This is a genomic window from Sphingopyxis sp. J-6, from assembly GCF_046603995.1.
In the GTDB taxonomy this organism is placed as follows: domain Bacteria; phylum Pseudomonadota; class Alphaproteobacteria; order Sphingomonadales; family Sphingomonadaceae; genus Sphingopyxis.
This window is the reverse complement of sequence record NZ_CP145810.1, coordinates 1529706-1554518: the sequence shown is the minus strand read 5'-3', so window position 1 is coordinate 1554518 and position 24813 is coordinate 1529706. Positions and strand designations below refer to the sequence as shown.

Here is a 24813-nt window from a genome sequence, read left to right as displayed (position 1 = left end):
TTGCGCGACCGTTGGAGCCGGCTTAGCCCGGCACATTGTCGCGCTCACGCGTCGGTGGATCGGCATGGACGGCGTTGTAGGACACGACCCCGCGGACGAGGTTTTCGGCGACCAGCCACAGATAGTCGTCGAACAGCTTGTCGGGGATCGCCTCGATGCTGTGGATACGGATTCCGATCCGCGCGGCCTCGATCCGGTTCTGCGCGACGATCAGGAAATGACCCAGATATCCGCGCACGCGGATGCCGAACGGATAGGTGGCGTCGGCCGCATCCTCGGCGCGGCGGAGCAGGTTGCGCTCGATGCGCAGCGTCTCGACATTGCCGGCAAACAGCCCCGACGAGGTCTTGTGGACCGACGAGGGCGGTCGCAGATAAATGGCATTGCCGCTGACCCGCACATTCTGCGCGGTCCGTGTCTCGTCGTCTTCGTGACTGACCCCGACATGGACGCCCTGCAGGAAGCCCTCGGCCCGATTGTCGTCGACGATCACCTCGCCCAGCGTGCCGCCGCCGCAAGTGATCGCCTGCCGTGCTGCCGCCGCCTGCGGTATCGCATTCTCCTCATACCAGCGCGCAATATTACGATGGCGGGCGCGCAGCCGGTTGTCGGTCGCCATGACATAAGCGACCGCCATCAGCCGTGTCTCGAAATCGGCAACATCGTCGGGATCGCTGTTCAGCGTGTAGACGCTGTCGTCGGCAAACAGTGCCTGCCAGTCGGCGAGCGCTACCGGCGTGTCGAGATTGATCGCGACATTGCCATAGATCAGCCGGTCGCCCTCGACCTTCAGCGGCCCTGCCGCTCCGCGCGGTCGGCGCCCCGGCTTCGGCTTCTCGGCGACCTTGGCGCCGACCGACACCCCGCCGGGCAGTAGCGCGCCGAGCAGCGCATCCTCGCGGGCCGCGTCGGACAGCGACACCGACCGCTTGCGGCTGAGCGCGGTGAAGCGGCGCAGCATCGGCGTCGCGCTCGATTCATGGTCGCCCGCTCGCCGCGCGAGGCTTTCGACATGCGCACTGATCGCCGCCGGGGTCGTGCCGCCGGCCAGCGGATTGTTGGTCAGCAACGTATCCCATTCGGCCTGCGGCAGCGACGACACGAACTCGGCCTGAAAATCGCCGAACAGGAGGATGCGTCGATCATCGTCGACGATCCTGAGGTCGCGATCGGCCGACCGCACGTTGCGGACCAGCGCATGCGCGACGGCTTTCGCCCATGCCTTGCTGTGGATCAGGCGATTGTCGTTGAGCTTGCTGCCGCGCCCGGCCGCGACCATCTCGTTCTGCGCAATCACCGTGCTGATGCAATCGGTGACCAATATGCCGTCCTGCAGATAGCCGGTGAGCAGCCGGTTGCGCAGCACGCGCACCAGCCGGGCGGGGTTTTCGGGATTGCCCGCGACAGTCAGGCAGGTGCGGCCGGTCGCCACGTCGCCGCCGCAGCGCAGCGTCATGTCGCTGATATCGACGACCGCGCTGTTGCGGATCGTGATCGTGCCCTTGCGATGGCGCTTGTGGTCGCGGATTTCCTCATACGCCTCGAGGTCGCCCTTCGGCGGCGTCGGGGCGTGCGGCGTGTCGAGCGTCTCGACGCGCAGATTGTGCAGGGTCACGCTGGCGAAACCGTCGAAGGTCAGCGCCGCTTCGCCCCTGCGCGCGACGATCCGCGTCCCGTCGCCGGCGCCCGACATGCGGACATTGCCCTTGCCGTTCAGTTCGACGAACAGCGAGGTCGAAAAGGTACCGCGCTGGAAACAGATCGCGACATCCTGACTGTAATCGATGAAGCGCAGCGTCTCGACCCAGTCGCTCCCCTCCTCGATCACGAAAGTCGAACAACCACCGTGATCGCCGTCGGCATGGAAACGCGCCGAAAAGACGATCGGTGGCGTGCCGGGATTCGGGCCGCCCACGAGGCTCGCACGGACCTGATGAATATCGTCGGGCGCATCGGGATCGATCGACCAGCTCAGTTCGGCGAGGCCGTTCACGGTCGGCTGTTCGAAATCGATCGAGCGCGGCCCGGTTCCGTCGTCGAGCGCCCCGCGGTTCGCCGCTGGCCCCATAAACTCCCATTTGACGCGCGCGCCATGCACCGGCGTCTCGCCGCGCATCACCGCGACGCGCAGCTTCGCGGGCAGCGGCACCAGCCCCGTCGCATTATCGGGCGATACGCTCTGCCCGTCGCCGCCGCGATACAGGAGCGCGCGGTCGGTCAGCGTCGCGAGCGGGATGCGGCAATCCTCGACCGTCCCCGGCCCGACCATCGCCAACGGCGCGTAGCGCGTCAGCGGCCCGTGCGGAGTCTGCGCAACGGTCGCAAGGGCGCCGGTGTCCCATGCGATCGACCCGTCGGCCCGCACCGCGCAGGTCCAGTAATCGCCGCGCCGGAATTTCGCGTTGGCGCCGCCGGTCAACTGGATCGTCAGCCCGTCGCCAAGCTCGATGACCGCCGAATCGGTTCCGCCCGAATCGAAAGCCGCCGTCGCGGTCCCGACCATCCCGCCATTCGCGCCGGCCGGAATCGCGTCCCACAGGCGCAGGAACCATTTCTTTTCGGCATTGGCGACGATCCCGGTCAGCGCGACGTCACCGGCCGTCGGCTCGACCAACGTCACGCTGTCGTCGGTGACCGACGCGATCTGGAACAGGCGCTCGGGCAGCGGCGTCGGCACGACGGCGAGGTCGTCGTGGATCGACACGATTTCGGCCCAGGCGCCCGGCGCGAACCAGTTGCGCGGGTCGAGCGACGGCGGCGACACCTCGATCCGTGCGCCGTTCACCGCCTTCACCGCTGCCATCAGGCTGGCGTTGCGCCGCGACAGTTTGAGTCGCAGCCCGGCGATCCCGAAGCGCGGGCCATCGGCGGTCTGCTGGACTGCGGTGCCACCATGCACCTCGACGCGATAGAGGAGGTTCTCCAGCCGCGTATAACCGCCGCCGGGGGTCAGCGAGCAAGGATCGGTCGACCCGCCGCCGGTTTTCTTGATGAAGGCCAGCTTGCCCGAGGAGGGCGCGACCATGTCGGTCCACGCGGTGTCGGACATCAGCGTAGAGCAGGTGGCATTGACCACGGCGGGAGTCAGCGGGAACACGCGCCAGTCGTTGATGGACCGCCCCGACGCCCGCGCATCGCCCAGCGCGGCATCGGCCAGATTGCTGTCCTCGACCGGGTCGATGTGGCGGACGAGCGCCTTCAGCACCAGCGCCGCCGAGGCGGGCAGCGTCCCGGTGAAGGGATGCGGCTGGGCGGCCAGCGTGCATGACGTGGCATTTTCGAGACGCCAGCCGTCGAGATAGGCATCGCCCGCGCCGATCAACGGCGCCGCCGGGGACCCTGCGAGCGTTATCCCGAACGCGCTCGTCCCCGCCGGGACCACCAACCGCCCCGGCGACCCCATGATGTCGCGCGTCTCATGCTCGACCCGCGCGAGCAGGGTTTCGGCCTGCCCGTTGACGTCGGTGTCGAGCAATACCTGTCCCTGCCGCGCCACGACGGCGCGCAATTCGCGGGCGTCGCGCTGCGGGATGCGCAGTCTCGTTGCGTCGCTGCGTATCGTCATGGCCGGTTCCTTCGCATGCTGACCGCGCTGGAGCGCGTGTCGTCGATCAGTCCGGCTTCGTTGCCGAACGGGAGATAGTCGTCGAAAAGACTGCGCACATTGCCCATGCGCAGCGCAGCGGCGGCGCGCGAGAAGGCGCCCATTTCGCTTTCGCCCTCGCCGCCGCGCGCGATCGCGTCGCCCGTCATCGGGTGGAGCATCGCCAGCGTCGGTTCCGAAAGGGCGGTGTCGAGCAAGGTCGGCTGGACGCCCAGCCGTACCGTCGCCTTTTCGGCATCGTTCAGTGTGTCGCCCTTGCGCTCGGCGGCCGCGGCGAGCGCCAGATCGGGCTGGCAGCGGAAGCGGCGTGGCAGCACACTGTCCTCTACGATCCAGCTGTACCGCACGCACCCCGCCTGCGTCCGCTGCGCCGTGACCGGTCCCATGAACAGGCAATTGGTCGCTTCGATCGATTTGACCGCAGCCGGCCCGAGCAATGTCATGTTGCGCCAGTCGGCGTCGATCCCGTCGGCATCGACGACGACTCCCGCCGCTCCGTCGGCCGCGACGATGCTGTCGCGTACGATCATCTGCCCGCCCTCGCCGCCGTCGAGCCTCACCGGTCCGACGATGCTGTCGGCGATCTCGACCCGTCCGCCCGCGAGCGGCCCGGTCGAGCCGAGCGCGATGCCGCCGGGTGCGCGCAGCGTGCAATGGCGCACGACAAGGTCGGCGACCGCGCTGTCCTCCAGCGTCAGGCCAGCCGTCAGGATCAGCCCGTCGAGGACCAGCCGCCCGCCGCCCGCCGCTTGTGCCTCGACCTTCAACGGCGCATCGATCGCGAACTGTCGCCCCTGCCGTACCAGATAGCCGAGCCGCGCCGTATCGACCGCGACGTCGGGGCGGACCTGCGGACTGATCCAGCGCGCCGCGAGGATATGGAGTTCGCTGCCCGCGACCAGCTTCGCGGTCAGCCCCGCACCACCCTCGCGCCCGCAACTTCTCAGCACGATGAAGCCGCGCTTGCCGCTCCGGTCCTGGCTGTTCCACGCCGCGAGCGCGTCGGCCAGCGTCGCCGCGATCTGCACGCCCGCGGGTGGCGGATCGTTCGATGCGCCGACCAGCCAGACAAGGATGCTGCCCTGCGGGCTATCGATTAGTTCGAAGGGGACGTCGGCGGTGTTGCGGTCGTGCGGTCCCGCTCCGGTTTCGCGGCCGATACCGGCAGCATAGGCGATCCGCACCGCCTCGACTGCCACGCCGTCGGCGACGATCAACCGTCCGGTGACCGGATCGAAGCCGCAGTCTATCGGGCTCGTCGCGTCATGCTGCACCGGCCCCGCGGTGCCGTTCGTATACCAGCGATGCGCGCGCGTCGCCGCCGTGCGGATGGTCGGATCGGCAGGCGGGGTATCGAGGTTCGCGATCAATATCCGTTCGGGTGGCACGCGCGTATAGCGCATCGCGCCCGACACCGTCCGGCCAATATAGATGGTGAAGGGCTGCGCAAGGCCGTCGAACCATGGCGATTCATCGAGCCGCGCCGGACGCCCTTCGAGCGTGCTTTCGCGCAGTTCCTCGGTTTCCAGATGCAGCGGCAGCCGCCGCAGCCGGTCGGCAAGGTCGCTTTCGACCACGCGTCCCTCGGCGTCTTGCGAGCGGCGGTCGGGGTTGAACAGGCGGAGCACTTCACCCTCGACCGGGGCCAGCTGATAATATCCCGCGCGCACCTGCCCGCCGATCCGCCACGGCCGCGCCGGCGGCACGCCGGCGAGGTCGGCCTCGCTGAACGGCCCCGGTCCGGTCGGCCCGGCGAACTCCGGCGCGACGGGCCGCAACAGGTGGACGCCGACGTTCGGCACATGGTGGCGCCCGCCCGCGCGCGCGATCGATCGGACATCGACCAGCCGCGCCAGCCGGTCGAACGCGGTCGCCGTCGCTGCCGCCGTTCCGCCCGCGACCGGCGCCGCCAGAGCAGGCCGCTCGGGGCGGATATCGGCCATATGCGCCAGCCGCGCGAGCCGCGCATAATATTCGACCGCCGCCGCGCCGAAACCGCCGGCGTCGCTCGCCAGTGCCTCCAAAACCCGCGCCGTCCCCTTGCCGCGGCGATAGCGCAGCGTGTTGGCGATATAGGCGCGCATGCTTTGCCCCGTACCCTCCGGCAACGGCTGCAGCGGTTCGGCGGCGATCAGCGCGGCCAGATCGGCTAGCATCGCCTCGGGCGCGGTCTCGGCGAACATGCCGTCGTAGAGCGTGTCGATTTCCGCATCGACCTCGGCGAACCCGCCCGCGAGAATCTGCAGCAATGCGAGCAGCGGATAGCCTTCGGCGGCATCGGCGGCGCGGATATGGGCGGGCAGCAGGTCGAACAGCCGGTCGCGTTCGGCTTCGACCCGCGCGCTGGTGACGATCGCGTTCATGGCGCCAACTCCTCGAACGCGACGTCTTCGGCGCGCACCGCGAGCAGACCTGCGCGCCGGACATCTCCCGTTGCCTGATCGACCGACGGCGCCGGACAGAGCAGCCGCCCCTCGCTTTCCGCGGGCTGGCCGCTGCCGAGCGTAAACAGGCGGAGCTGCGCCGCGATCACGCCCTCGACCGCCTGCGCCGCGGCCAATATCTCGCTGCGATGCAGCCCGCGTGCGAACGGGCGCCGCGCTGCCCCGAAACGGTCGGCGAGACGGGAACGCACCGCCACCTCGACGTCGGCGCGAACAAGATCGGGATCGACCGCCAGCGCGAGGCGGATCGAAGGGTGCAGCAGGTCGAATCCCTCTATCCGGACTTGCCGGCCCGGCACCGCGACGCGTTTCAGTTCGGCATCGAGTCCGGTCACGATGTCCGACCCCGCCGACGGCGGCAGCAGGTCGCTGGTCGCGATGGTCAGGCACACGAAGGAACGCATTCCGAGATAGAGTTCGGTCGCCAGTGCCTTGCCGACACCGCGATAGCTCGCGGCGAAAGCTTCATGATCGGACAGGCTGACGACCCGGTCGAGCGTGCGCACCGATTGCGGCGCCGCACGGCGCAAGGCGTCGATATCCTCGGGTTCGCTGCCGCCTTCGGCACGCACCGGATTGTCGATCGCGCCGATGCCCGGCACCGGCACCATCGCCATCGTCAGCCGCCCGGCGCCCAGATTGCCCGCCTTGCCCGCCCCGGTGCGATAGAGAGCGGTGACATTGTGCAGCCCGGTCGGCAGCCGTCCCGCGAACTGAAGTGTCGCCGCCCCTTCGCCGTCGAGGCGCAGCGTATAGACACGCTCGTCCTCGCCGCGATCGGCCAGCGTCGGCACGTCGCGATATGCCCGCCCCGCGATGCGCGTCTCGATCGCCGGCGCATAGCCGCGCGGCGTCGCTGCGGGAACGTGGCTTAGCGGCTTCGCCTTCAACGCAAAGCGCTGGTTCCGCTTCGCCGCGTCGCCCGACCCGATGATCTCGGCGCCGTGTACGGGTGTCTCGCCGTGCGACGCGCCGATGCTGTTGCCGAGCACGCGCAGGGTCGTCGAGCGGAAGCGCCCGGTTACGGGACGCTCGAAACGCAGCGTCGTGCGCTTGTTCGCGACGGCCGCGCCGGCGACCGTCGCCACCTCGCTGATCCGCTCGCCGTCACCGTCCCATTTCTCGCCGGTCAGCACGACCCGCCGCCCCGGCGGCAAGTCCGCGACCCCGGCCAGTTCGAGCGTGTCGCCCGGCTCGGGCAGTTCCCGATCGACCGGCGGGCGATAGAGTTTCAGCGACTCGGTCTCGATCGCGATCGCCAGCGAGCGAACGAGATGGGCAAGACCCGAGTCCTTGCCGGGATCGAGTTCGACTTTGTCGAGCGTGATCTGACTGATCTTCGCCGACAGCAGGAAATCGGCGCGGGCGCGTTCCTCGACATGCTCGATCAACGCCATCGTCTCGCGCGGCGTGTCGCCGTCGATCATCACATATTCGGGCGGGGTCAGCAGGCACACCCGCCCCATGACCGCGGCCGGATAGACGGCGTCGAGATCGATCTTGCGGCACTCCTCGCTCTTCTTCGCCGCGAAATCGCCCGCCGTGCCGACCAGAAAATTCGCCCATTCGGTAACCAGATCGGGCTGGCATCGTTTCTCCCATTCGTCGGCGGCGACGCTGTCCGGCCGCGCCCCGAACGCGCATTTGATTTCGTCCGTCATGGCGCGAATGTCGGGTGCCGTAGCACCGAAGGGCGATGCCGGCTGCGCCAGCAGGATGACGCGGCCGACACCCGCCTGCGCGGCGTCGCCGCTGCCTTCGATTGTCCGCCGCTGCGCGAGGCGAAAGCGCGTAAAGGGCGCGCCATCGACCGCGGGGTCCGATATCCGTTCGATGCTGCGGATACGCCCGACACGCCATTGCCGGGGGTCGCCGGCATCCTCGGTTAGCGGCGCCGCGATCAGGTCGCCGACTTTCGCCGCGGTCGCAACGCCTTCGACGCACAGCACCCGCGTGTCGGTCGCCACCGGCTCGGTCGGTCCGTGCGGACGCAGCGCATTCCAGGCGGCCCGCGCCGTGAATTCGGCGTCGGTCTCGAATATCTGCGGCAGTTCATCCTGCCCCGGCACCGAGGCGATCTTGCTGCCTTTCGCGATCCGTACCTCTTCCGGCGCGCCCGGGGTCGTGTCGACGGTAAAGGCCAGCGTCGTCGTCGCCGACAGCGCCGGCCGCGGGACATAGCCGATCAAGCCCGCCAGCCGGACCAGCGCGTCGCGGTCGGCGCCCGCGAGGATCGAACCGTCGGCGGCGAGCCGCGCGCCATACCATGAAAGGATATGCAGGCTCGCCGCCTGCGCATCGATCAGCGCGATCGCCGGATCGTCCGCCGCGCGCGTTGTCAAGCCGGCGAGCGGCCGCGCCGCGTCGATCCGCGCGCCCGCAATGCTGCGCAGCATCCGGTCGCGGATCGCGGCGTGGCGGAAATGGAAGGCGTCGCCGACCGGCGCGCGCGGGACACTCCCCTCGCCGCCGCAACTCGCGCAGGTGCCGCAACCGCAGGGAGTGCTCATCGGCCGCCTCCCATCACCAGCCCGAGCCGGCCCTGTTCAGGAAAACTCGCATCGTCGGACAATTGGAGCACCTCGAGCGCACCGGGGCGGACCACCCCCGCCGCCAGCTCGCCGTCGGCAAGCCGGCCGAAGCGCTGGAACTTGCGCGGCGTCACGCTCTCGACCCCGTCGACCTCCATCGCAGCGGCAACAAGCTGCGAGAGATAGAGTGGCGCCCCGAAATCGAAATGGTCGGGATGGAAGAAGCCCGGCCGGTCGGCGCCGCCGGGCCGCAGCGCGGCGCGCACGCCCGCCGCGACGCTGCTGCGCAGCACATGCGGCGCGGCGCAAACCATCAATTCGATATCGAGCGGCACCAGCCGGGCCGCGCGCACTGCGATGTCGAAACCGATCAGCCGGAAATCTTCCATGTGACGCAGCAAATCGCGCGTGAATGCGGCATCGACTGCCGCCCCGCCCTTGCGGTCGATATAGAGCAGGATCGTCTGCCACGCGCCGGTCCACATCGGCACCGCGACGGCGTCGGCGACCTCGCCATGCGTCCGCGCCCGCGCGGCATAATCCTCGGCGACGACCGCGCGCTCCTGCCGGCGAAAAGCGACGGGGGCGTGGATGCGGATATCGGCAACGCTTTCGGGATCGGCGCCGCCCTGCGCCCCCAGCGGATTGCTCACCGAAATGCGGCGGTTCGCGATCGAATCCTTCAGCACGACATGGCCGATCGCGCCCGCACCGACATTTGCCCGACGGCCGGATCCGAACCGGCCCCCGACGCTGAAGCGCGTCCCGACCGTGGGTGCCAGCCCGTTGACGTCGTCGCCGAAGCGCAGCGTCACGCGCCCGTCGATCGCTTCCTCGACGACAAAATCGCGCGAATAGCGGGTGCTTTCCAACAAATCGGGCCGCGCCGCCCAGCCCGCGAAATCATCGTCGAGCCACAGCGCCGCATGGCAGTCGGCGGGATCGGCGATTGCCAGCGCCGCAGCGGAGGCGCTCGCATCGACGCCGGTCAGGTCGACGCGCCGGACCCGCGCGACATCGCCGCGGTCGAGCACCGGACGCCACGCCCCCTCATCGACCGGCGCGGACGGCGACAGGCGCGGACGCACCGCATCGCTCTCGGCCGGGGTCAATGCCAGATGCGCGGCGGGCGGCATCGACGCGCCATGATCGGCCAGCATGATGTTTCCCGCCGCTTCGGCGCATAATGTCGAAGGCGCGGCGTCGCCGTCGACCTTTGCCTGGATGACAAGATCGAAGGGCAAGGCGTCGGCCTCGTCCCATTCGACCGTCACCAGCCTGAGTCCGGGCTGCAGCACGTCGGTGACCGTGGTGACGCGCGTCAGACGGACGACATGGCGGTGCGCCAGATCGGCATCCTCGGCCTTGCCGTTTTCGGGCGAATGCGTCTCGGCCAGCAGCAGGAAATCGCCCGCCGCCAGCGCTCCACCGGCCGGGCTGGCATCGACCAACGTCGCGGCCAGCGCACCCCGCGGCAGGCGGCATTCGTCGGCCGCCCAGCTATGAAAGGCAATATTGCCTCGCCAGTCCCACAAGCGAAGCGCCCCGACGGTCTCGAACACCGTGCCGATCCTTGTCAGCCGCCGCGCATAATCGGACGCGGCGATGACCGGCGCCGCACCCTCTTCGCGCAGCAGCAGCGGCGTCGCCGCGGGCAGCAACATGCCCTCGGCGGCGGCATCCTCGACACGGAAACGCGCGAACAGTCGCGCGCTCGCGCCCTCGCCGACCGGGTAATCGACCAGCCGCGCATGGCGGGCGATCGAGGTGCGGCTGCGCGCCGTCGACAGAAACGCCTCGGTCCCGACCCAGTCGAGCTTGTAGCTCAGTTGATCGGCGCGATAGGCCAGCGCCTCGACCAGGGTGGTGGTGAGATCGACCGGATTGTCGCCGCCGAAGCCCGGCACCAGCGCCGCGATGCGGTCGAGCATCAACCGACGAAACCCCTGATAGTCCCTGACCCGATAGTCGAAGACCGGATCGGCGGACAGCGCCTCGGCCTCTTCCTCGCAATCGGGGGCGCAGTCATAATCGCTCGCGCATCCGATCTTGAACGAGAAATCGACCGCCGCCAGCCGCGCATCGACAAAGGCCGGCGGTGCACCGTCATCGTCTCCGCGGACGATCGCCAGCCGATAGGCAGAGAAATCGGTGAGCTGCCCTGCCGCGACTTCCAGCGTGTAGAGGCGCGGTTCGGCGCCCTGCGGCAGCAGTTCGAAATCGGCCGGTGCCGGATAGCGCACGCCGCCCGTCAGGCGGAAATTTTCCGTCGTCAACGCCGGGGCGGCGCCCGGCAGCGGGTTGACGAGCATCACGTCGATGAAGGTCGGGAGCAGCGTGGTTTCGCCTGCCCGGATCTCGATATAATCGATGCCGGTGAAGCTCGCGTTCGCGGGCGGCTGCGACAGCAGGGTGCGCCGCCGGTCGTCGCAGCAGATATAGCGGTCGGCGCTCATGTCAGCTCCTTGCGGATGTCGAGCCGGTCGACCGTGCGCGTCGAGCGCACCTCATAGGTCACCTCGATTTCCAGCACCGCCTCGGCGCCATCGAAATGAACCGCCAGTTCGTGCAGCTCGAGCATGTCGCCCAACCACTGGTTGATCGTCGCCTGCAACGCCGCCTCGAGTGCCATCGCCGCGACGCCTTCGCCCGCGCCGAACAGGAGCTGGCGAACGGGGCTGCCGAGATCGGGCCGCATCACGCGCTCGCCCGCCATCGTCAGGATCAGCAGTTCCAGCATCTGCCGGACATGCGGCGCGCTGCCATAGACGACAGCGGCGCTCCGCCCGTCGATCGCTGGCGCGAAGGGAAAGGCCAGCCGGCTCATGTCGCGATCACCCGCGTCTGCGACCCGGTGATGATCGGCGGACCGCCCGAAATCTGCTCGGCGCTCTGGCAGATCGCGACGCACGGATTGATCAGCAGCGGCTGACCGTTCGCCGTCACCCGCGTCGCACCGACGATCCAGCGCGTCGTGACGCATGGCTGCGGCTTGTTCGTGGGCACGGTGAAGGCGCAGCCGGCGATGAGCCCCTGATCGGTCAGCACGGCCGCGGGCATGCCCGACACCTGCACGCGCGGGCTTGCCGCGACGATGTTCAGCGTGCCCCCGTGGGGGCAGGTGGCGGAAGCGCCCGCGTGCAGGACCGGTCCCGGCATGTCTCCCCTTCCCTTCAGGTTATCGTCAGCGCGCCGCCGTTGATGACGACCGATGGGCCGCTCATCGCGATCGACGCGCCCTGTCCGTTCGAAATGACGATGCCGCTGGCGCCGATACTGATCATCGCGCCGGCGATCGTCTGGATTTTCACCTGCTGCGCCGGATTGTCCGACAGCGTCACCGTCGTTCCCGTCGTCGTCTGCAAATGGATATTAGGCGTGACCGGCGTCGCCCCGACCAGCGCCGCCATCGGGAACCCCGCCGGATCGGGCCAGAAGCCGCCGGTCCAGATCGGAAAATCCGGGTCGCCGGCTTCAAACTCGATCCACACCATCGAACCGACCGCCGGCAGCGCGACCACCGCCGACGAGCCCTTGCCGGCGAACGGCAGACAAGGCAGCGCCCAGGTTGAAGGAAAGAGGCCGTAACGGTCGCCGAGTTGGACCTGGATGCGCCCCTGGTTCTGGGCGTCCAGATTGTTGAGCACCGTCGCGCGATACTTTCCGAAATAGCGGGGCCCGGCGGTCATAGCGGCACCGCCGGGACATTGCTGATCAGGCCGTCGCGCGACATCTGGAACGATTGTTTCCAGCTTCCGCGCCCCAGCGTGTGGGTCACCGACCGGACATAATAGAGGCCGTCATGCGCCAACCCCGCGCCGCGCACTCCGACGATACTCCGCGCGTCGAGCGGCTTGCCGTAACGCGCAAGGTCGAAGCTGCCGCTCGCGGTTACCGGGTCGGTCGCCGCGCGTTTCGCGAGCAGCAGCGACATCACTTTCGGCATCTCGTGCCGCTCGGTATCGATCAGCTTCGTCTTGGTCGGGATCAGCGGCCGCGCCGCAAGCGGCGGCGCGAGCAACGAGATGTTCGGGACCGGCACCGGGATCGAAAAGCCCCCAGCCTTGATGAAGCCATAGGGCAGCACCGCCGCCGATCCGTCGGCACTGAACGACAGGCTTTCGATATTGCTCGCATGATCCATGTCGACCGTCATCGCCGGCTGCGGCAGGCCCAGCCGCACCTGCGGCCCCCAATAGGCGGTGTTGGTTCCCGGCGCGGGACCCGGGGTCACATAGAATTCATGCCCCGCCTCCTCGGCCATCTTGACCAGATACTGGTAATCGGTGCCCTGCTGGTGCGGATAGGCCTTGGTCGGCAGCGAGATCGAGGTGAAGATTTCGGGGATCGGCATCGGGATCACCCCGAACATCGCATATTTGGCAATCAGCGCCGCGACGCGCGCGACCGTCGGCATCCCCGGAAAGGGGAAGCCGGTGAAATCGATGACGTCCATATAGCCCGAGACATCCTCGCCGGTGATCGTCAGCCGGTTCTCCCCCGGCGATGAAGAGGCGACGACGTCCTGCCGTTTGATCGGCCCGTCGGCGAGCACCTTGGGCATCCCGTTCAGCGTCGCCACGAGGATAACGCGGATCATCGGGTCGAAAAATCCGGCGGGCAGCAGCGTCTTCGCGATCTGCGAAGTCTTCGAATAGGTGAAGCTGATCTGGAAGCCCGAACGCTGGCCCACCGCCTGCGTGACTTGCGCGCTTTCCAGCGCATCGATCACCGCCACCGGCACCGGTGCGACGGCGATCGGCCCCATCAGGAGCGTCAACTGAACTCCCTTAAGCGTCGCCATCGTCGGCAATCTCCAGCGGCAGGGGGATGACGATCAACCGCCCGGCGGGGGCCGTCGCGGTGGCGGGGTCGGCGTCGCCATTGGCGTCGCAGATCCGCCAGTATAGTTCGGGATCGCCGAACGCCTCGGCGGCAACCGTATCGATGCGCTCGTCTCCCGCGCTACGATGGTGGGTCAGCGCCCGATAGCGCGAGCGCGCGGGGATGATCCGCCGGCCCACGAACTCGGTCTTCGTTCCGTCGGCTTTCTCCACGGTGCGGATCGGCAGCCCGTAATAGCGGCTGTTCGGTGGATAGATGTCGGTCATGGGACCCCCGTCAAGCCCAGCGCCTGCATGTTCGGCGGCCGCCGTTTCGCCATCTTGTCGCGCCGCCGCGCCGCGACCATGAACAGCTCGGCGCCCTTGCTGCCGAACGCGAGATCGTCGATCGACAGCGCCCGCATCCCCAGCGACACGCGCGCGCGGATCGGGTTGAGCTGCGTGTCGAACGCCTCCTCGACGATGCTGAATTCGGTGATCCGGACCGGAACCAGCCGGTTGCGGCCGAGCGCCAGCAGCACCAGCGGCGATGGCAGCGGCAGCACCTCGAGCGTTCCGCTCCGCGCCAGGCCGTCGGCGGCGGCGATGTCGTCGGGCGACGGCGAGATGATCGCCTCCAGTTCGGCGAGGTCGGCGGCGATGCCGTTCGCGACCGCGTCGGCGTTCGATCCGGGCTTTTCCAGCCGGTCGGTCGCGTCGATCTCGATCTCGATCTTGATCGTCTCGATCGGCGGACCGACGAGCCGCAGTCCTTCCAGCCGGTCGCCGGCGTCGATCTTGGCGCCGCGCGGGGTCAGCGTCCGCGACAGGCCGTCGGGATTATACTGGAAGGCGACGGTGCGCAGGACTGCCTTGCCGTCGGCATCCATCAGCACGAAGCCGCCTTTCAGCGTCCGCGGCGATCCCGGAAAACTGGTCATCGCGCGCTCCTCATATCTTGTTGCCGATATAGTCGCGGCCGGGCGGCCGGGCGTTCGGGTCGTAATTGGGATTGGGTGCGCTCTTTTCCTCGCGGCGCCGCATGATGTCCTTGATCACCCCCATCGGATCGACATCGTCCATCTTCGCCTTGTCGGTCGCGCCGGGTATTTCCTGGGCGCTACCGCCACCGCCGCCAAAGCTCGTCGAGAATTCTCCAACGTCGACGGTCTTTTTGGCAAGGTTGGTCGAAAAACTCGCAATGTCGAAGTCCCAGGTATAGCTGAGCAAGCCCCACAGCGCCGAAATCGTCACTGCGCCCCCAATGCCGAGCGTCGCGTCGAGGCTCATCTCGAACTTCGGATGCATTCCGACGGTGAAGCTCCCCTTTTCGTAATGCCCCTTCGCTTCGACGTCGGCCTTCGCCGTGCCCAGGATGCCCGGCGTTACGGTGATCGTGCCATGGACGTCGCCTGCCCCGAACAGCACGTCGACACCCAGCTCTGCGCCAAAATTTCCATAAAGGCCGAAACCGGCGACGCAGGTGAAGCGCGCGCCGATATCCGCGATGATGTTGGGATTTTCCTCCAGCGGATCGAACGAGCCGCTGATCTTGACCGTCTCGACCACCCCGGGGCCGAAGAAGACGGAATAGCTGACGCCCGCAAAGAATTTGACATAGGCGCGGACGGCGGGGATCGGCGTCGGGATCGAAAATCCGGGCGTCGTGATCTTGAACAGGTCGCGGCGTCCCTTGCCCTCCTTCGGATATTTTTCGAACAGCGTATAAGGACCCAGCGTCAGCGAGCCGGTGATGCGGAGATGGTCCTCCTTGTCGAGTTCGACGGTCAGTTCGGGGCGGATCGTCGGCGTGATCTGATAGGCGATCGTGCCCTTGCCATAAATTTTCCCGCGTTCGTCGATCCCGCCCGAAAGCTTGCCCTTGCCCTTCTTGTTCTTCGTTTCGACATCGACGTTCGCGATGCCCTCGACCTTCACAGAACCGCCCGGATAACGCTCGTAGGTCAGGGTGATGTCGCCCTTCCACTGCTCACGAAAGGTGAAGAAGCCGCCGCCGCTGACTTTTAGATAGCCGTCGCGGTAATAGACCTTGGCCTCGATCGCATCGACGATCTTGAACGGCTTCTCCCACCGTCCCTTGCCGCGATAGGTGATGCTCCCGTCGACCCATTGCGCGGTCAGGTCGAAGGTCTTGTCCTTCACCGTGATCTTCGCGCTGCCCTCGGCCGTCATGTCGAGCTTGTCGCCGTTCTGCGCCATCGCGACGCGGACGTCGATCACCGTGTTCGGCACCGACGTGCTGTTGATCTTCAGTTCGCCCGACCAGCCATTTTCGGAATGGAAGCGCACCTTGCCTTCGGCTTCCTGGACGCCGGGAATGCCGACCCCGGGCTTGATCGTGCCTTCGGCCAGAAAGGCTCCGCCCGCGAATTTGGCGGTGATATCGCCGAGGATGATCGGCTTGCCCTTCGGCCCGATCTCGAACTGCACCGACCCGCTCGGAACGAAACTCGGCGATAGCTGGAGCGCAAACGCCCCGCCGGTAAAGCGCAGCCCGGGGATCGGCGACTTGAGTTTTGCCGCATCGATCGGCGCCTTGGCCTCGAGCAGGTCCGGGCCGAAATTGATCCCGATCTCGCCCAGCATCGGGATCGTCGACTTGATCGCGCCGCTGCCGCGCAAATTCCCCGCATCGTCGATCTCGGGCTTGATCCAGCCGGGGCTGAGATAGGGATAATGGAAGGCGATCTTGTCGTTCTGCTTCGACTTGCGCAGCTTCAGCATGCGGCGCTCGCTCGGCTTCTGCGGTTCCTCCGCCCCGTCCGCCGGTGCCTCCGCCGCCGTCGGCGCGGGGTCCTTCTGGAGCGTGGCGTCGAGCTTGACGAATTCGTCGGCCCTGCCCGTCGTCTTGACCAGCTTGCCGTCGAGCACGCCGTCGATATCGTCCGCGGCGCCCTTTTTCGTCGTGCGGCCATAGCTGGTGAGCCGCATGCCCGGCACGATCCGCTTGAAATTGAAATCGATCGGCGTGGCACCGGACTTGCGCACCTTCATCGTCTCGGGCGCTCCGCCCGCGGTCATCGTCACCGGATCACCCTCGGCGTTGGCGACATCGGCCGATCCGGTCACCACCTTGTTGCGCAGCGCCTCCTCGATGATCTGGCTGCCGTCCTTGGTATCGGTGTCGGGCTTGACCGAAATGCCGGTCGTGAAGCGGAACTGCAGCTCGCGGACATGGCCGTAGTCGGTGCCCTTGAGCTGGTTCACCAGCCCGACCAGCTCCTGATAGGTGTCGCGTCCCGACGCCTGGTTCTTCGACGAACCGAGCAGTTGAAGATTGGCCGGCGAACTGGTGCCCTGAAGCTGCTTTTCGACGATATGGTCGATGTCGCATTTGGCGTCGGTCAGCCGCTCCTTCGCAAAGCCCTTCAGGATCGTCGCCACTTCCTTGGTCTCGATCTTTGTCTTGAGATCGGCGTTGCTCGCTGCCGCGGTCTTGAACGCGGTGCCCATCGCCTTCAGCGTCGTGAAACCATATTTGTTGAGCCAGATCGTCTTGTATTTCTCGCTCCCCTCCTTGTAGGCGGCGACATTGTCATAGGTATCGACCGTTGCGCCCTTGCCCTTGAAGATCGGCGTGAAGATCAGCCGGTCGGGTTTGTGGAGGTCGTAAACCTCCTGCACCCAAGCCCCGCGTCCCTTCACCTGCGGCAGTTCGAACCCCGACACGGCGACGACGAGGCGGTCGGTGCCGGGATCGACCGGCTTGGGTTCGACGACCGTCCAATTCGCCGGCAGGCCCGGCGTCGGACCGCCCTTGCTGCTCGCCGCCGATCCCGACGGTGCGGGGTCGTCGGTCTTGGCGCGAAACACCGCCGGGGCGCCGATCCGCGACAGCGTGGGCGCCGCCCGTCCCGCCGTCACCGCAGCCGCTGCACGGTCCGCCTGCGCCTCCAGCTCCGCATCGGCGGCGGCGGGCATCGGCCCGTCGGCCTTCATCTGCACCCCGCCCTGCTGGACGCTGTGCGCCAGCTCGTGCGCGATCAGCGCCTGCCCGCTACTGCTTTCGGGCCGGTATTGGCCCTCGCCGAAGACGATATGGTCGCCCGCGGCATAGGCGCGCGCGCCGAGCGAGCGGGCATTGTCGTGCGCGCGCGCATCGTCGTGAACGCGGATCGACGAGAAATCGCGTCCGAATCCGCTTTCCATGCTGCCCCGCGTCGCGCTGTCGAGCGGGCGGCCTGCGTCGGCGATCGGCGGCGCGGACAACACGCCCGGCCCGGATCCCAGCGACGATTTCGCCTGCGCCAGCACCGCAAGCGGCATCGCTTCGCCGCCCGAACCCGCGGCCGGGCGCTGGAGCATCGTCTGGCGATCGAGCGCCCTCACCGGCCCTGCTCCACCCGCGGCGCGACCTGGCGCCAGATTTCGGCCGCGACGCGGTCGGCGGCGCTCGCCCGCGGATCGACGGGCACCGGCCCGGCGCGTCCCGACGTCGCGACGCGCGCCAGCGCGGCGGGCAGCGCGTCGGCAATCCGCCGCGCCTCGATCCGCGACGCGCCGCTGATCGTCAGCCGCCCGACGGTCAGCCGTTCGGGCATCGGAGGTGCATCGCCGTTCACTGCACCGTCCCCGCCGGCATCCAGTCGATCGTCGGCATCGGCTGGTCCTGCTTGCGCATTTCCTCGGCCAGTTCGGCCTCGATCAGCGACGCATCGATCGCCGTGCCGCGCTCGGCCGCGAGAAAGGCCGCGCCCAGCGCAATGTTGCGGATGCTGCCGCCCGATAGCGGCAGGTCGGCAAGCGCGCGCCAGTCGATCTCCTCGACCGGCGCTTCGCCCGGAAAGGCCCGCTGCCACAACCGTACGCGCTCGGCGGCGGCGGGCATCGGAAAGTCGATCGTGAAGCGAAACCGCCGCAGGAAGGCGGTATCGATCGCGTGGCGCATGTTGGTGGTGACGATGGTGAAGCCGTCGAACGCCTCGATCCGCTGGAGGAGGTCGCCGACCTCGGCGTTCACGTGGCGGTCGGTCGCGTGACCGACGCTGCCGCGCGCGCCCCAGATCGCGTCGCCCTCGTTCCACACCATCACCGCGCCCGACCGTTCGGCGGCGTCAAAAGCGGCGGCGATATTCTTCGACGTCTCACCGACATATTTGCTGATGATCTGGCTGAGATCGATCAGCATCATCCGGAGGTCTAGCGAGCTTGCCAGCACCTCCGCCGCCATCGTCTTGCCGGTACCGCTCGGGCCCGAGAAGAGCGCGACGACGCCGCGCCCGCGCGCACCCATCGCGCGGCCGAAGCCCCATTGGTCGAGCACCAGCGCCGCATGGCGCACATGCCCCTCGATCCGGCGCAGCGCCGCCTCGGTCGGCGCCGGCAGGATGATGTCGCCCCAGTCATAGACCGGCTCGACGATCGTTACCCCGGGTACCGGCGTCGCCGACCCGGCGCGGCCGGCATGATGCCACAGGATACGCAACGCGGCCTCGCCATCGGGCGCAGCATCGATCAGGCCGAGGCAGGCAGCAACAACGGCGTCGACCTCGGCCGCCGACAGGCGGAACTGCGCCGCGACCCGCACGACCCCGGCGCCCAGCCGTGCCGACCGCGCTTCGCCGAGCGCCCGCTGCCAGCGCGCCAGCGCCGCATCGCGCGGCGACGATGCTGCCGGCAGCACGCGCTGCGCGCGCCGCATCGGCGGCAGCGGCACCGTGCCCGCAATCGCGACATGCCCCGCCACCAACCCGGCAAAGGCGGCGGCATTCGCCGCATGCAGTTCGTCGGCCAAAATGATCAGCGCCGCGCCGTCGAGTGCGGCCTCGCGGCTCCACCCCTGTGCCAGCCGGTCGCGCGCCTCGGGGTCGGCCGGAATATCGCAGGCCTGAAGCTGATAGGCCTGAAGTCCCAGCGCCGCAAAGCCGCCGGCCATCGCCTCGATATCGTGCGCGCCGAGCAGCAACGGCGACAGACCGTCGGGGCCCCGCGCCACCAGCGCCTCGCGGATCGCGGCCATCCAGCCGGCGGGCGCATGATCCGCCCCCGCCGCGATGGGCAGGAAACGCGATGCGATCGCCGGATCGCGCGGCACCACGCCGGCCAGCCGGTCGATCACCGCCGGGTCGAGCCACATGCGCGCATCGATAAGCGGCGTGTCGGCCTCGCGCGCGACGAAGCCGAAGCGCATCAGCACCGCACCCGCCGCGACATGGCCGACGTCGAGCAACGGTAGCAACCGTTGCGCCAGCCACAGCGGCATCCCGCGGCGATCGTTTCGCGCTGCGTCCTGGACGGCGGCAGCGACCGTTTCGGACATCGCGGCGGCATAGAGCAACGCAACGAGCCCCGCCTCGCCGGCGTCGAGCCCGAAACCTTCGGCAAGGCGCAGCAGCGGATGCCCCGGCGCCGCTTGCGACAGCATCGTCAACAGCGCATCGAAATCGCCCGGCTCGCCAGCGAACGCCGCGAGCGTCGCGCGCTCGGTCAGGAGCAGCAAGGGATCGTTGGCGCTCATGGCCCATCGTCCAGCGGTTCGTCGACGATCGTCACCGTATCGCTCGCCGGATCGCCGTTGCGGTCCGCCTTCGGCCGCGTCGCGATCACCAGTTCGTCGACCCGCGGGCCGTCGGGCACGCTGTCGTCGGTTTCGAGGAAGGTGGTGGTGACGAGATAATAGGCGCTTGGCCGGATCGGCGATTGCAGCGCCGACCAGAGCTTTGTCGACATGTCGATGTCGAGCGGGTGCTGGCTGATCTTGATCTGCTCGGGATGATGGGCGGGATTGGCGAGCGGTTCGCTCGTCAGCCGCTCCATCAGCTTCGTCGGATTGGCCGGGATCGATACCGCGCCGAGGATCGCCGCGACCGCCGAACGCTCGACGATCGCTTGCCGATGCAGCGCCGCCATGCCGATGCCGAGCAGCGTCTCGCGTTCCAGATCCGCTCCCGTCGCGGCGAGCATATAGTGGAGATCGAGCACCAGCGGCATCTTGGTCGATGCCTCGCCGCTGCTCTCGATATAGGCGAGCGCCATCGAGCGATAGGCGGCGTTCGGCGCGACATGATGCAGGAAGAGGTAAAGCTGTGCCGCTTCTGGCGGCGCATTTGCCCCCGTCGCGGCGGGTGCGGGCGTCGCATTGGGACGCGGCGGCGGTGCGACCGACAGCTTCGGCGCCGCGAACCCCTGATAGGCAGCGGCCAGATCGGCATCGATCATCGCCTTCAACACGAAGCTCGTCGCGGGAATGGCGAAACGCGCGCTCATCCGTTGCGCTCCGACGGGCGGCGCAGAAATTCGTCGAGCGCGACGACGGGTGCCACACGGCGCGGTGCGGTGCGCGGCGCTACGGCATCGTCCCCGGTCAGGCGGATGTCGATGCGGTCGATATGAATGTGAATGGACGGTGGTAGGTCCGCCGCCGGATCGCCGAGGCCGTCATCGGCGGCTGCGATGTGTGCGCCGACGGCCATGGTGGCGGGTAAGGCTTCGACAATGACCGGGACCGGTAACGCCTCGGCGGCAGGCGCCTTCGGGATCGCTTCGCCTTCACCAGTTTCGCTCTCTGCCCTCGCGACCGGGAGCGCGGCTTCCGGTCGGGCCGGCTCGGCCACGGTGGGCGCCATCGAAAGCGGAGTGTCCGCAGACGGAGGCACAATGACCTGCTGAACGACCGTCGCCGTCTCTGCGGTGGTCGTCGCAACCGGCCCGATGCGTTCATCAGCCGTCGGCAGCGCACCGGCATCCAGGCGGTCATTGCGGGCAGCCGACCCCTCGGCAGCCGGAGGAAGTGCCGTCGGCGCCGGTGGTCCGGCAGGAGCAGCGAGTGCCGGCGCGGCGCCGGGCTTCTCTACCGCCAAATCCGCAGTCGCCGCCTTTTCGGGAGGCGCATCCTTGCGCGCGTCGGTCGCTGCCGGCGCGGCCGCCTCGATATCGAGTGCCCCCCAATCCTCCTCGCCCGCGCTCGTGTCGGGCGCAAATATAGGGACCGAGGGCACCGGCGCCGCATCGCCCTGCCCGCCGACCCGGCCGCGCGCTGCCGCCGCGATCGCGGACCAATAGCCGCTCATAGCGGCCGCACCCGCTGGCGCGCCGCCGGAGCCGCGCGGCGATCGGCGATCATCGCGATATAGCGCCCGCGCCGGTCGGCCGGCAGCGCCAGTATCGCGCTTTCGCCCCAGCCATAGGCCGACGCGATCATATCGACATCGCGCAGCAGCGCAGCGTGGAGCCGGTCGAGATCGGTCGCGACGAACGCCGCGAGATCGACACTCGCGGCCAGCGCCACCCCGCATTCCGAACAGGCGCTTTCGACGACGATGCTGGCGAGCGGATCGGCGCGGTCGAAGGCCACTTCGATCGCATCGAGCGCCGCCGCGTCGAGGTCGGCCGCCGCGACGCGCACCGGCCCCGCCGCGCAACGATCGAGCATCGCCAGCCGCACGTCGGCCGCATCGCCCACCGCTTCGATATCGGCCATCGTCGGCACGCAATACGCCAGTTCGCGTCTACCATACGCCACCGTGACCAGCGCATCCTGCGCGGGCAGCAGCGCCCGCATCGCATCCTTCGGCACCGCGAAGCTGTTCATCGTCGCGCAGGCTGTGCACGCGACCTGCGCCTCGATCGCTCCGCCGACCCAATCGTCGTGCAGCGCGATCAGCCGCCGGTTGCGCGCGCCCAGCGTGTCGGCGGCCAGCGCCGCGTCACCGGCGCCCAACGCGCGCAGCAGCGCGGTCAGGCGGCCGTGCGCGGCGCCGGGACCGATCGGCCAATGGTCGAACAGCATCGAGAGGCTGGCGGTCGTCATCGCCGGCTCAGGGCTCTACGAAGCTCGGTTCCTTGGGCTCGACCACGGCATAGTCGCGCTCCCAACCCTCGATCTCGAGCTTCAGTTTGGCGATGGCGACCGCATTGGCGTTGGAATCGAGATCGGGCAGCGCCTGATATTCCGATACCCAGCACCGGTAGAGATTATAGGCGATCACCGTCTGGCCCGCTTCGTTGAGCAGTTCGATGATGATGTCCTTGCGGAAGTCGGCGAGCGACACTTCGCCCCCTGCGATCGACCCGAAATTCCAGACCTTGTTGGCCCATTGTTCGAAATCGACGTCGTGCGTCACCCCGCGTTCGAGCGTCACCGCGTCATATTCGGTGCGCCCCGGCGACTTGAAGCTCGACGACGGATCGCCGCCCGAGCGGTGCTTGATCATCTCCGTGGTTCGCTTGAGCATCGAGACCTTGGAAATGCCCGCGACATAACGGCCGTCCCATTTCACCCGGAACTTGAAGTTCTTGTAGGGGTCGAACCGCTGCGCATTGACCGAAAACTGTCCCATCGAACTGCTCCCTCCCTCAAACCAGCGGCTGGACGATTTGACGCAGGCTGATGACGACGAATTCCGCCGGCCTCAGCGGCGCAAAGCCGACCACGATGTTGACCACGCCTTGATTGATGTCGTCGCCGCTCGTCGTCGACGCATCGCAGGCGACAAAATAGGCTTCCTTCGCCGACACGCCCTTGAACGCGCCCTGCCGGAACAGCCCGTGCATGAAGGCCGTGCTGTTGAGCCGGAGCTGCGACCAGAGCTGTTCGCCGTTCGGTTTGTGCACCGCCCAGCGCAGGCCTTCGGACAGGCTGCGCAGGATGTAGGATGCGGTGCGGCGGACCGGCACATATTTCCATTCGCTGCCGAGTGCGTTCGCGCCGTCGACCGTCCGCGATCCGAAGCTCACCGTGCCATAGACGGGGAATTTGCGGATGCAGTTGAGCCCGATCGGATTGAGCACGCCATGGTCGGCGTCGGAGAGGTCGACCGACGGGCCATAGGCGCCCGACAGCACCGCCTCGGTCCCCGCCGGCGCCTGCCACACACCGAACTGGCCGTCGGTGCGCGCAAACAGCCCCGCCATCGCGCCCGAGGGCGGATGGCTGCGGATCGATCCGGCCTCCAACGGATCGTCGACGCGGATATTCGGAAAATAAGCGGCCGAATGGCTCGATGCGAAGGGGATGCCGGTCGTCTTATAGGCCTCGGCCGACCCGACATCGACGACATTGGGTGGTGGGTCGATCAGCAGGAAGGCGTGCTTCTCGGCGCAGATCCGCGCCGCCTCGGCATAGATCGACATCGCGCTCGTGTGATGCAGCGCCAGCGGATCGCCCGCCGCCGGCCGCACCAGATCGGGCAGGCACAGCAGGTTGAAAAAGGCGTCGGGCCCCTCGAGCCCCAGCACCGCCGCCTTGAACACCGCGGTGTCGGGCTGTCCCGCCGGATTGCCGTCGATCCCGACGACCAGGCTCGATCCCACCACCTGCTCGCTCGATGCCGGCGTGTAGGACGCACCCAGCCGGTAGCGCGAGACATTGGCGATCGCCGCGCTGCCGGTGACGAACTGGCTGAGGAACGAGGTACCGCTGCCCGGCGCGGCGAGGGTCACCGTGGCATCGAACAGCCGCGCCGCGAACTGTCCCGCGACCGGCGCGCTGGTCTTCAGCCACAGATACTGGCCATTTTCGGCGAGCGATACCGACACGCTGACCCCCTGCATCGCGGTATTCGCCGCTGCGGTCTCGCGGATTTTCAGGTTGATCGCGGCTTCCAGCTTGGTCGCCACTTCCAGCAGGCTGACCGGCTTCGTTGCGCCGTTCGCGAACACCGTGACGTCGGTCAGCGTCACCGACTGTGCATTGTCGACGGCGCCTGCCGTGTCGCGCACCGCAATCACGACATTGGCGTTGATGTTCGCGCTGAAATTGCCCGCCGCTGGCAGCGCCGCAAGCCGATAGGCGGTGCCGTTCGCGACCGGCCGCTCGGCGTCGACACCATTCACCGCCAGCTTGACGAGCTTCGATCCCGTGCCCGGATCGTTGACGACATTCGGCGCGAAGCGGGCGTTCGAGGATGCGGTCGAGAGGCGCGTAAATCGCTCGACGCGCCCGGTCACCCGGTCGGTGACGACCAAATTGAAACCGCGCTTCCTGGCGGCGTCGCTGGTGAAGGGATCGGCATCGATCCCGAAGCTGTCGATCTCGACATAGATTTCGCCGCTCGCGGCGCCCGCCGACAAGGCGGTGAAGGTCAGCGACGCGGCGCTCCCCGACGCGTCGCGCTTCAGCGCGCTCGCCGCCGGCGCCGCGCCCGCCGGCGGCACACGCCAGACGAAAGCCTCCGAACCGCCGTTGGCAAAGAAATGCAGCACCGAATAGGACAGGCTGCTCGTCTGGACGAGCCCGCCGAACTGCCGCTCGAAATCGCCGAAATTCTGGATGCGGATCGCGCGGTTGTCGATGCCCGTCCGCGTCGGTCCGACGAACAGCGCGACCGACGTCGCGGCGCCGGTGATCGTGCGGACCCCGCTCGGCAATTCCTGTGTGTAGACGCCCGGATGTTTGTACTGCAGCATCGGCCTGTCCTCCCAAAAGGGGGCATCGATGCTTCGCGGACGCA

Annotated in this window: 18 protein-coding genes; all 18 read right to left on the bottom strand. The window is 68.0% G+C overall.

Annotated elements, in window-relative coordinates:
- Positions 1 to 22 precede the first annotated feature (22 nt).
- Genes V6U71_RS07455 through V6U71_RS07370 form a run of 18 tightly spaced genes read right to left on the bottom strand, consistent with a single transcriptional unit; the run spans position 23 to position 24769 of the window.
- Positions 23 to 3565 carry a DUF6519 domain-containing protein gene (locus V6U71_RS07455; RefSeq protein ID WP_411341653.1) on the bottom strand — a complete coding sequence of 1181 codons (3543 nt, stop codon included), beginning with the start codon at positions 3563 to 3565 and terminating at the stop codon, positions 23 to 25.
- Positions 3562 to 5967: a hypothetical protein gene (locus tag V6U71_RS07450; RefSeq protein ID WP_411341652.1), complete on the bottom strand. Its 2406-nt coding sequence runs from the start codon at positions 5965 to 5967 to the stop codon at positions 3562 to 3564. The genes V6U71_RS07455 and V6U71_RS07450 overlap by 4 nt, the downstream gene beginning before the upstream one ends.
- Positions 5964 to 8558, bottom strand: coding sequence for a baseplate J/gp47 family protein (locus V6U71_RS07445; protein WP_411341651.1), 2595 nt, complete (start codon positions 8556 to 8558; stop codon positions 5964 to 5966). Before V6U71_RS07445 ends, V6U71_RS07450 begins: the two co-directional genes overlap by 4 nt.
- Positions 8555 to 11035 carry a baseplate J/gp47 family protein gene (locus V6U71_RS07440; protein WP_411341650.1) on the bottom strand — a complete coding sequence of 827 codons (2481 nt, stop codon included), beginning with the start codon at positions 11033 to 11035 and terminating at the stop codon, positions 8555 to 8557. Before V6U71_RS07440 ends, V6U71_RS07445 begins: the two co-directional genes overlap by 4 nt.
- The gene (locus tag V6U71_RS07435) at positions 11032 to 11406 is read right to left on the bottom strand and encodes a GPW/gp25 family protein (protein ID WP_411341649.1); all 375 of its coding nucleotides are present in this window, start codon (positions 11404 to 11406) and stop codon (positions 11032 to 11034) included. Before V6U71_RS07435 ends, V6U71_RS07440 begins: the two co-directional genes overlap by 4 nt.
- Positions 11403 to 11738, bottom strand: a complete 336-nt coding sequence (locus tag V6U71_RS07430) for a hypothetical protein (RefSeq protein WP_411341648.1) — start codon at positions 11736 to 11738, stop codon at positions 11403 to 11405. The genes V6U71_RS07435 and V6U71_RS07430 overlap by 4 nt, the downstream gene beginning before the upstream one ends.
- Before the next feature lie 14 nt (positions 11739 to 11752).
- Entirely contained in the window at positions 11753 to 12268 is a 516-nt protein-coding gene (locus V6U71_RS07425; RefSeq protein ID WP_411341647.1) for a phage baseplate assembly protein V, read from the bottom strand.
- Positions 12265 to 13383: a hypothetical protein gene (locus V6U71_RS07420; protein ID WP_411341646.1), complete on the bottom strand. Its 1119-nt coding sequence runs from the start codon at positions 13381 to 13383 to the stop codon at positions 12265 to 12267. The genes V6U71_RS07425 and V6U71_RS07420 overlap by 4 nt, the downstream gene beginning before the upstream one ends.
- The gene (locus V6U71_RS07415) at positions 13370 to 13690 is read right to left on the bottom strand and encodes a hypothetical protein (protein ID WP_411341645.1); all 321 of its coding nucleotides are present in this window, start codon (positions 13688 to 13690) and stop codon (positions 13370 to 13372) included. Before V6U71_RS07415 ends, V6U71_RS07420 begins: the two co-directional genes overlap by 14 nt.
- Positions 13687 to 14343 carry a hypothetical protein gene (locus tag V6U71_RS07410; protein ID WP_411341644.1) on the bottom strand — a complete coding sequence of 219 codons (657 nt, stop codon included), beginning with the start codon at positions 14341 to 14343 and terminating at the stop codon, positions 13687 to 13689. The genes V6U71_RS07415 and V6U71_RS07410 overlap by 4 nt, the downstream gene beginning before the upstream one ends.
- Before the next feature lie 10 nt (positions 14344 to 14353).
- Positions 14354 to 17752: a DUF4157 domain-containing protein gene (locus V6U71_RS07405; RefSeq protein WP_411341643.1), complete on the bottom strand. Its 3399-nt coding sequence runs from the start codon at positions 17750 to 17752 to the stop codon at positions 14354 to 14356.
- Positions 17749 to 17985 carry a hypothetical protein gene (locus tag V6U71_RS07400; protein WP_411341642.1) on the bottom strand — a complete coding sequence of 79 codons (237 nt, stop codon included), beginning with the start codon at positions 17983 to 17985 and terminating at the stop codon, positions 17749 to 17751. The genes V6U71_RS07405 and V6U71_RS07400 overlap by 4 nt, the downstream gene beginning before the upstream one ends.
- Entirely contained in the window at positions 17982 to 19880 is a 1899-nt protein-coding gene (locus tag V6U71_RS07395; RefSeq protein ID WP_411341641.1) for an AAA family ATPase, read from the bottom strand. Before V6U71_RS07395 ends, V6U71_RS07400 begins: the two co-directional genes overlap by 4 nt.
- Entirely contained in the window at positions 19877 to 20629 is a 753-nt protein-coding gene (locus V6U71_RS07390) for a DUF4255 domain-containing protein (protein WP_411341640.1), read from the bottom strand. The genes V6U71_RS07395 and V6U71_RS07390 overlap by 4 nt, the downstream gene beginning before the upstream one ends.
- Complete coding sequence (locus tag V6U71_RS07385) at positions 20626 to 21432, bottom strand: hypothetical protein (RefSeq protein WP_411341639.1); 807 nt, start codon at positions 21430 to 21432, stop codon at positions 20626 to 20628. Before V6U71_RS07385 ends, V6U71_RS07390 begins: the two co-directional genes overlap by 4 nt.
- Entirely contained in the window at positions 21429 to 22172 is a 744-nt protein-coding gene (locus tag V6U71_RS07380) for a hypothetical protein (protein WP_411341638.1), read from the bottom strand. The genes V6U71_RS07385 and V6U71_RS07380 overlap by 4 nt, the downstream gene beginning before the upstream one ends.
- Before the next feature lie 7 nt (positions 22173 to 22179).
- Entirely contained in the window at positions 22180 to 22701 is a 522-nt protein-coding gene (locus V6U71_RS07375; protein ID WP_054728182.1) for a phage tail protein, read from the bottom strand.
- A gap of 16 nt (positions 22702 to 22717) precedes the next feature.
- Positions 22718 to 24769 (bottom strand): phage tail sheath family protein, encoded by a 2052-nt coding sequence (locus V6U71_RS07370; RefSeq protein ID WP_411341637.1) that lies wholly within the window; start codon positions 24767 to 24769, stop codon positions 22718 to 22720.
- Positions 24770 to 24813 lie beyond the last annotated feature (44 nt).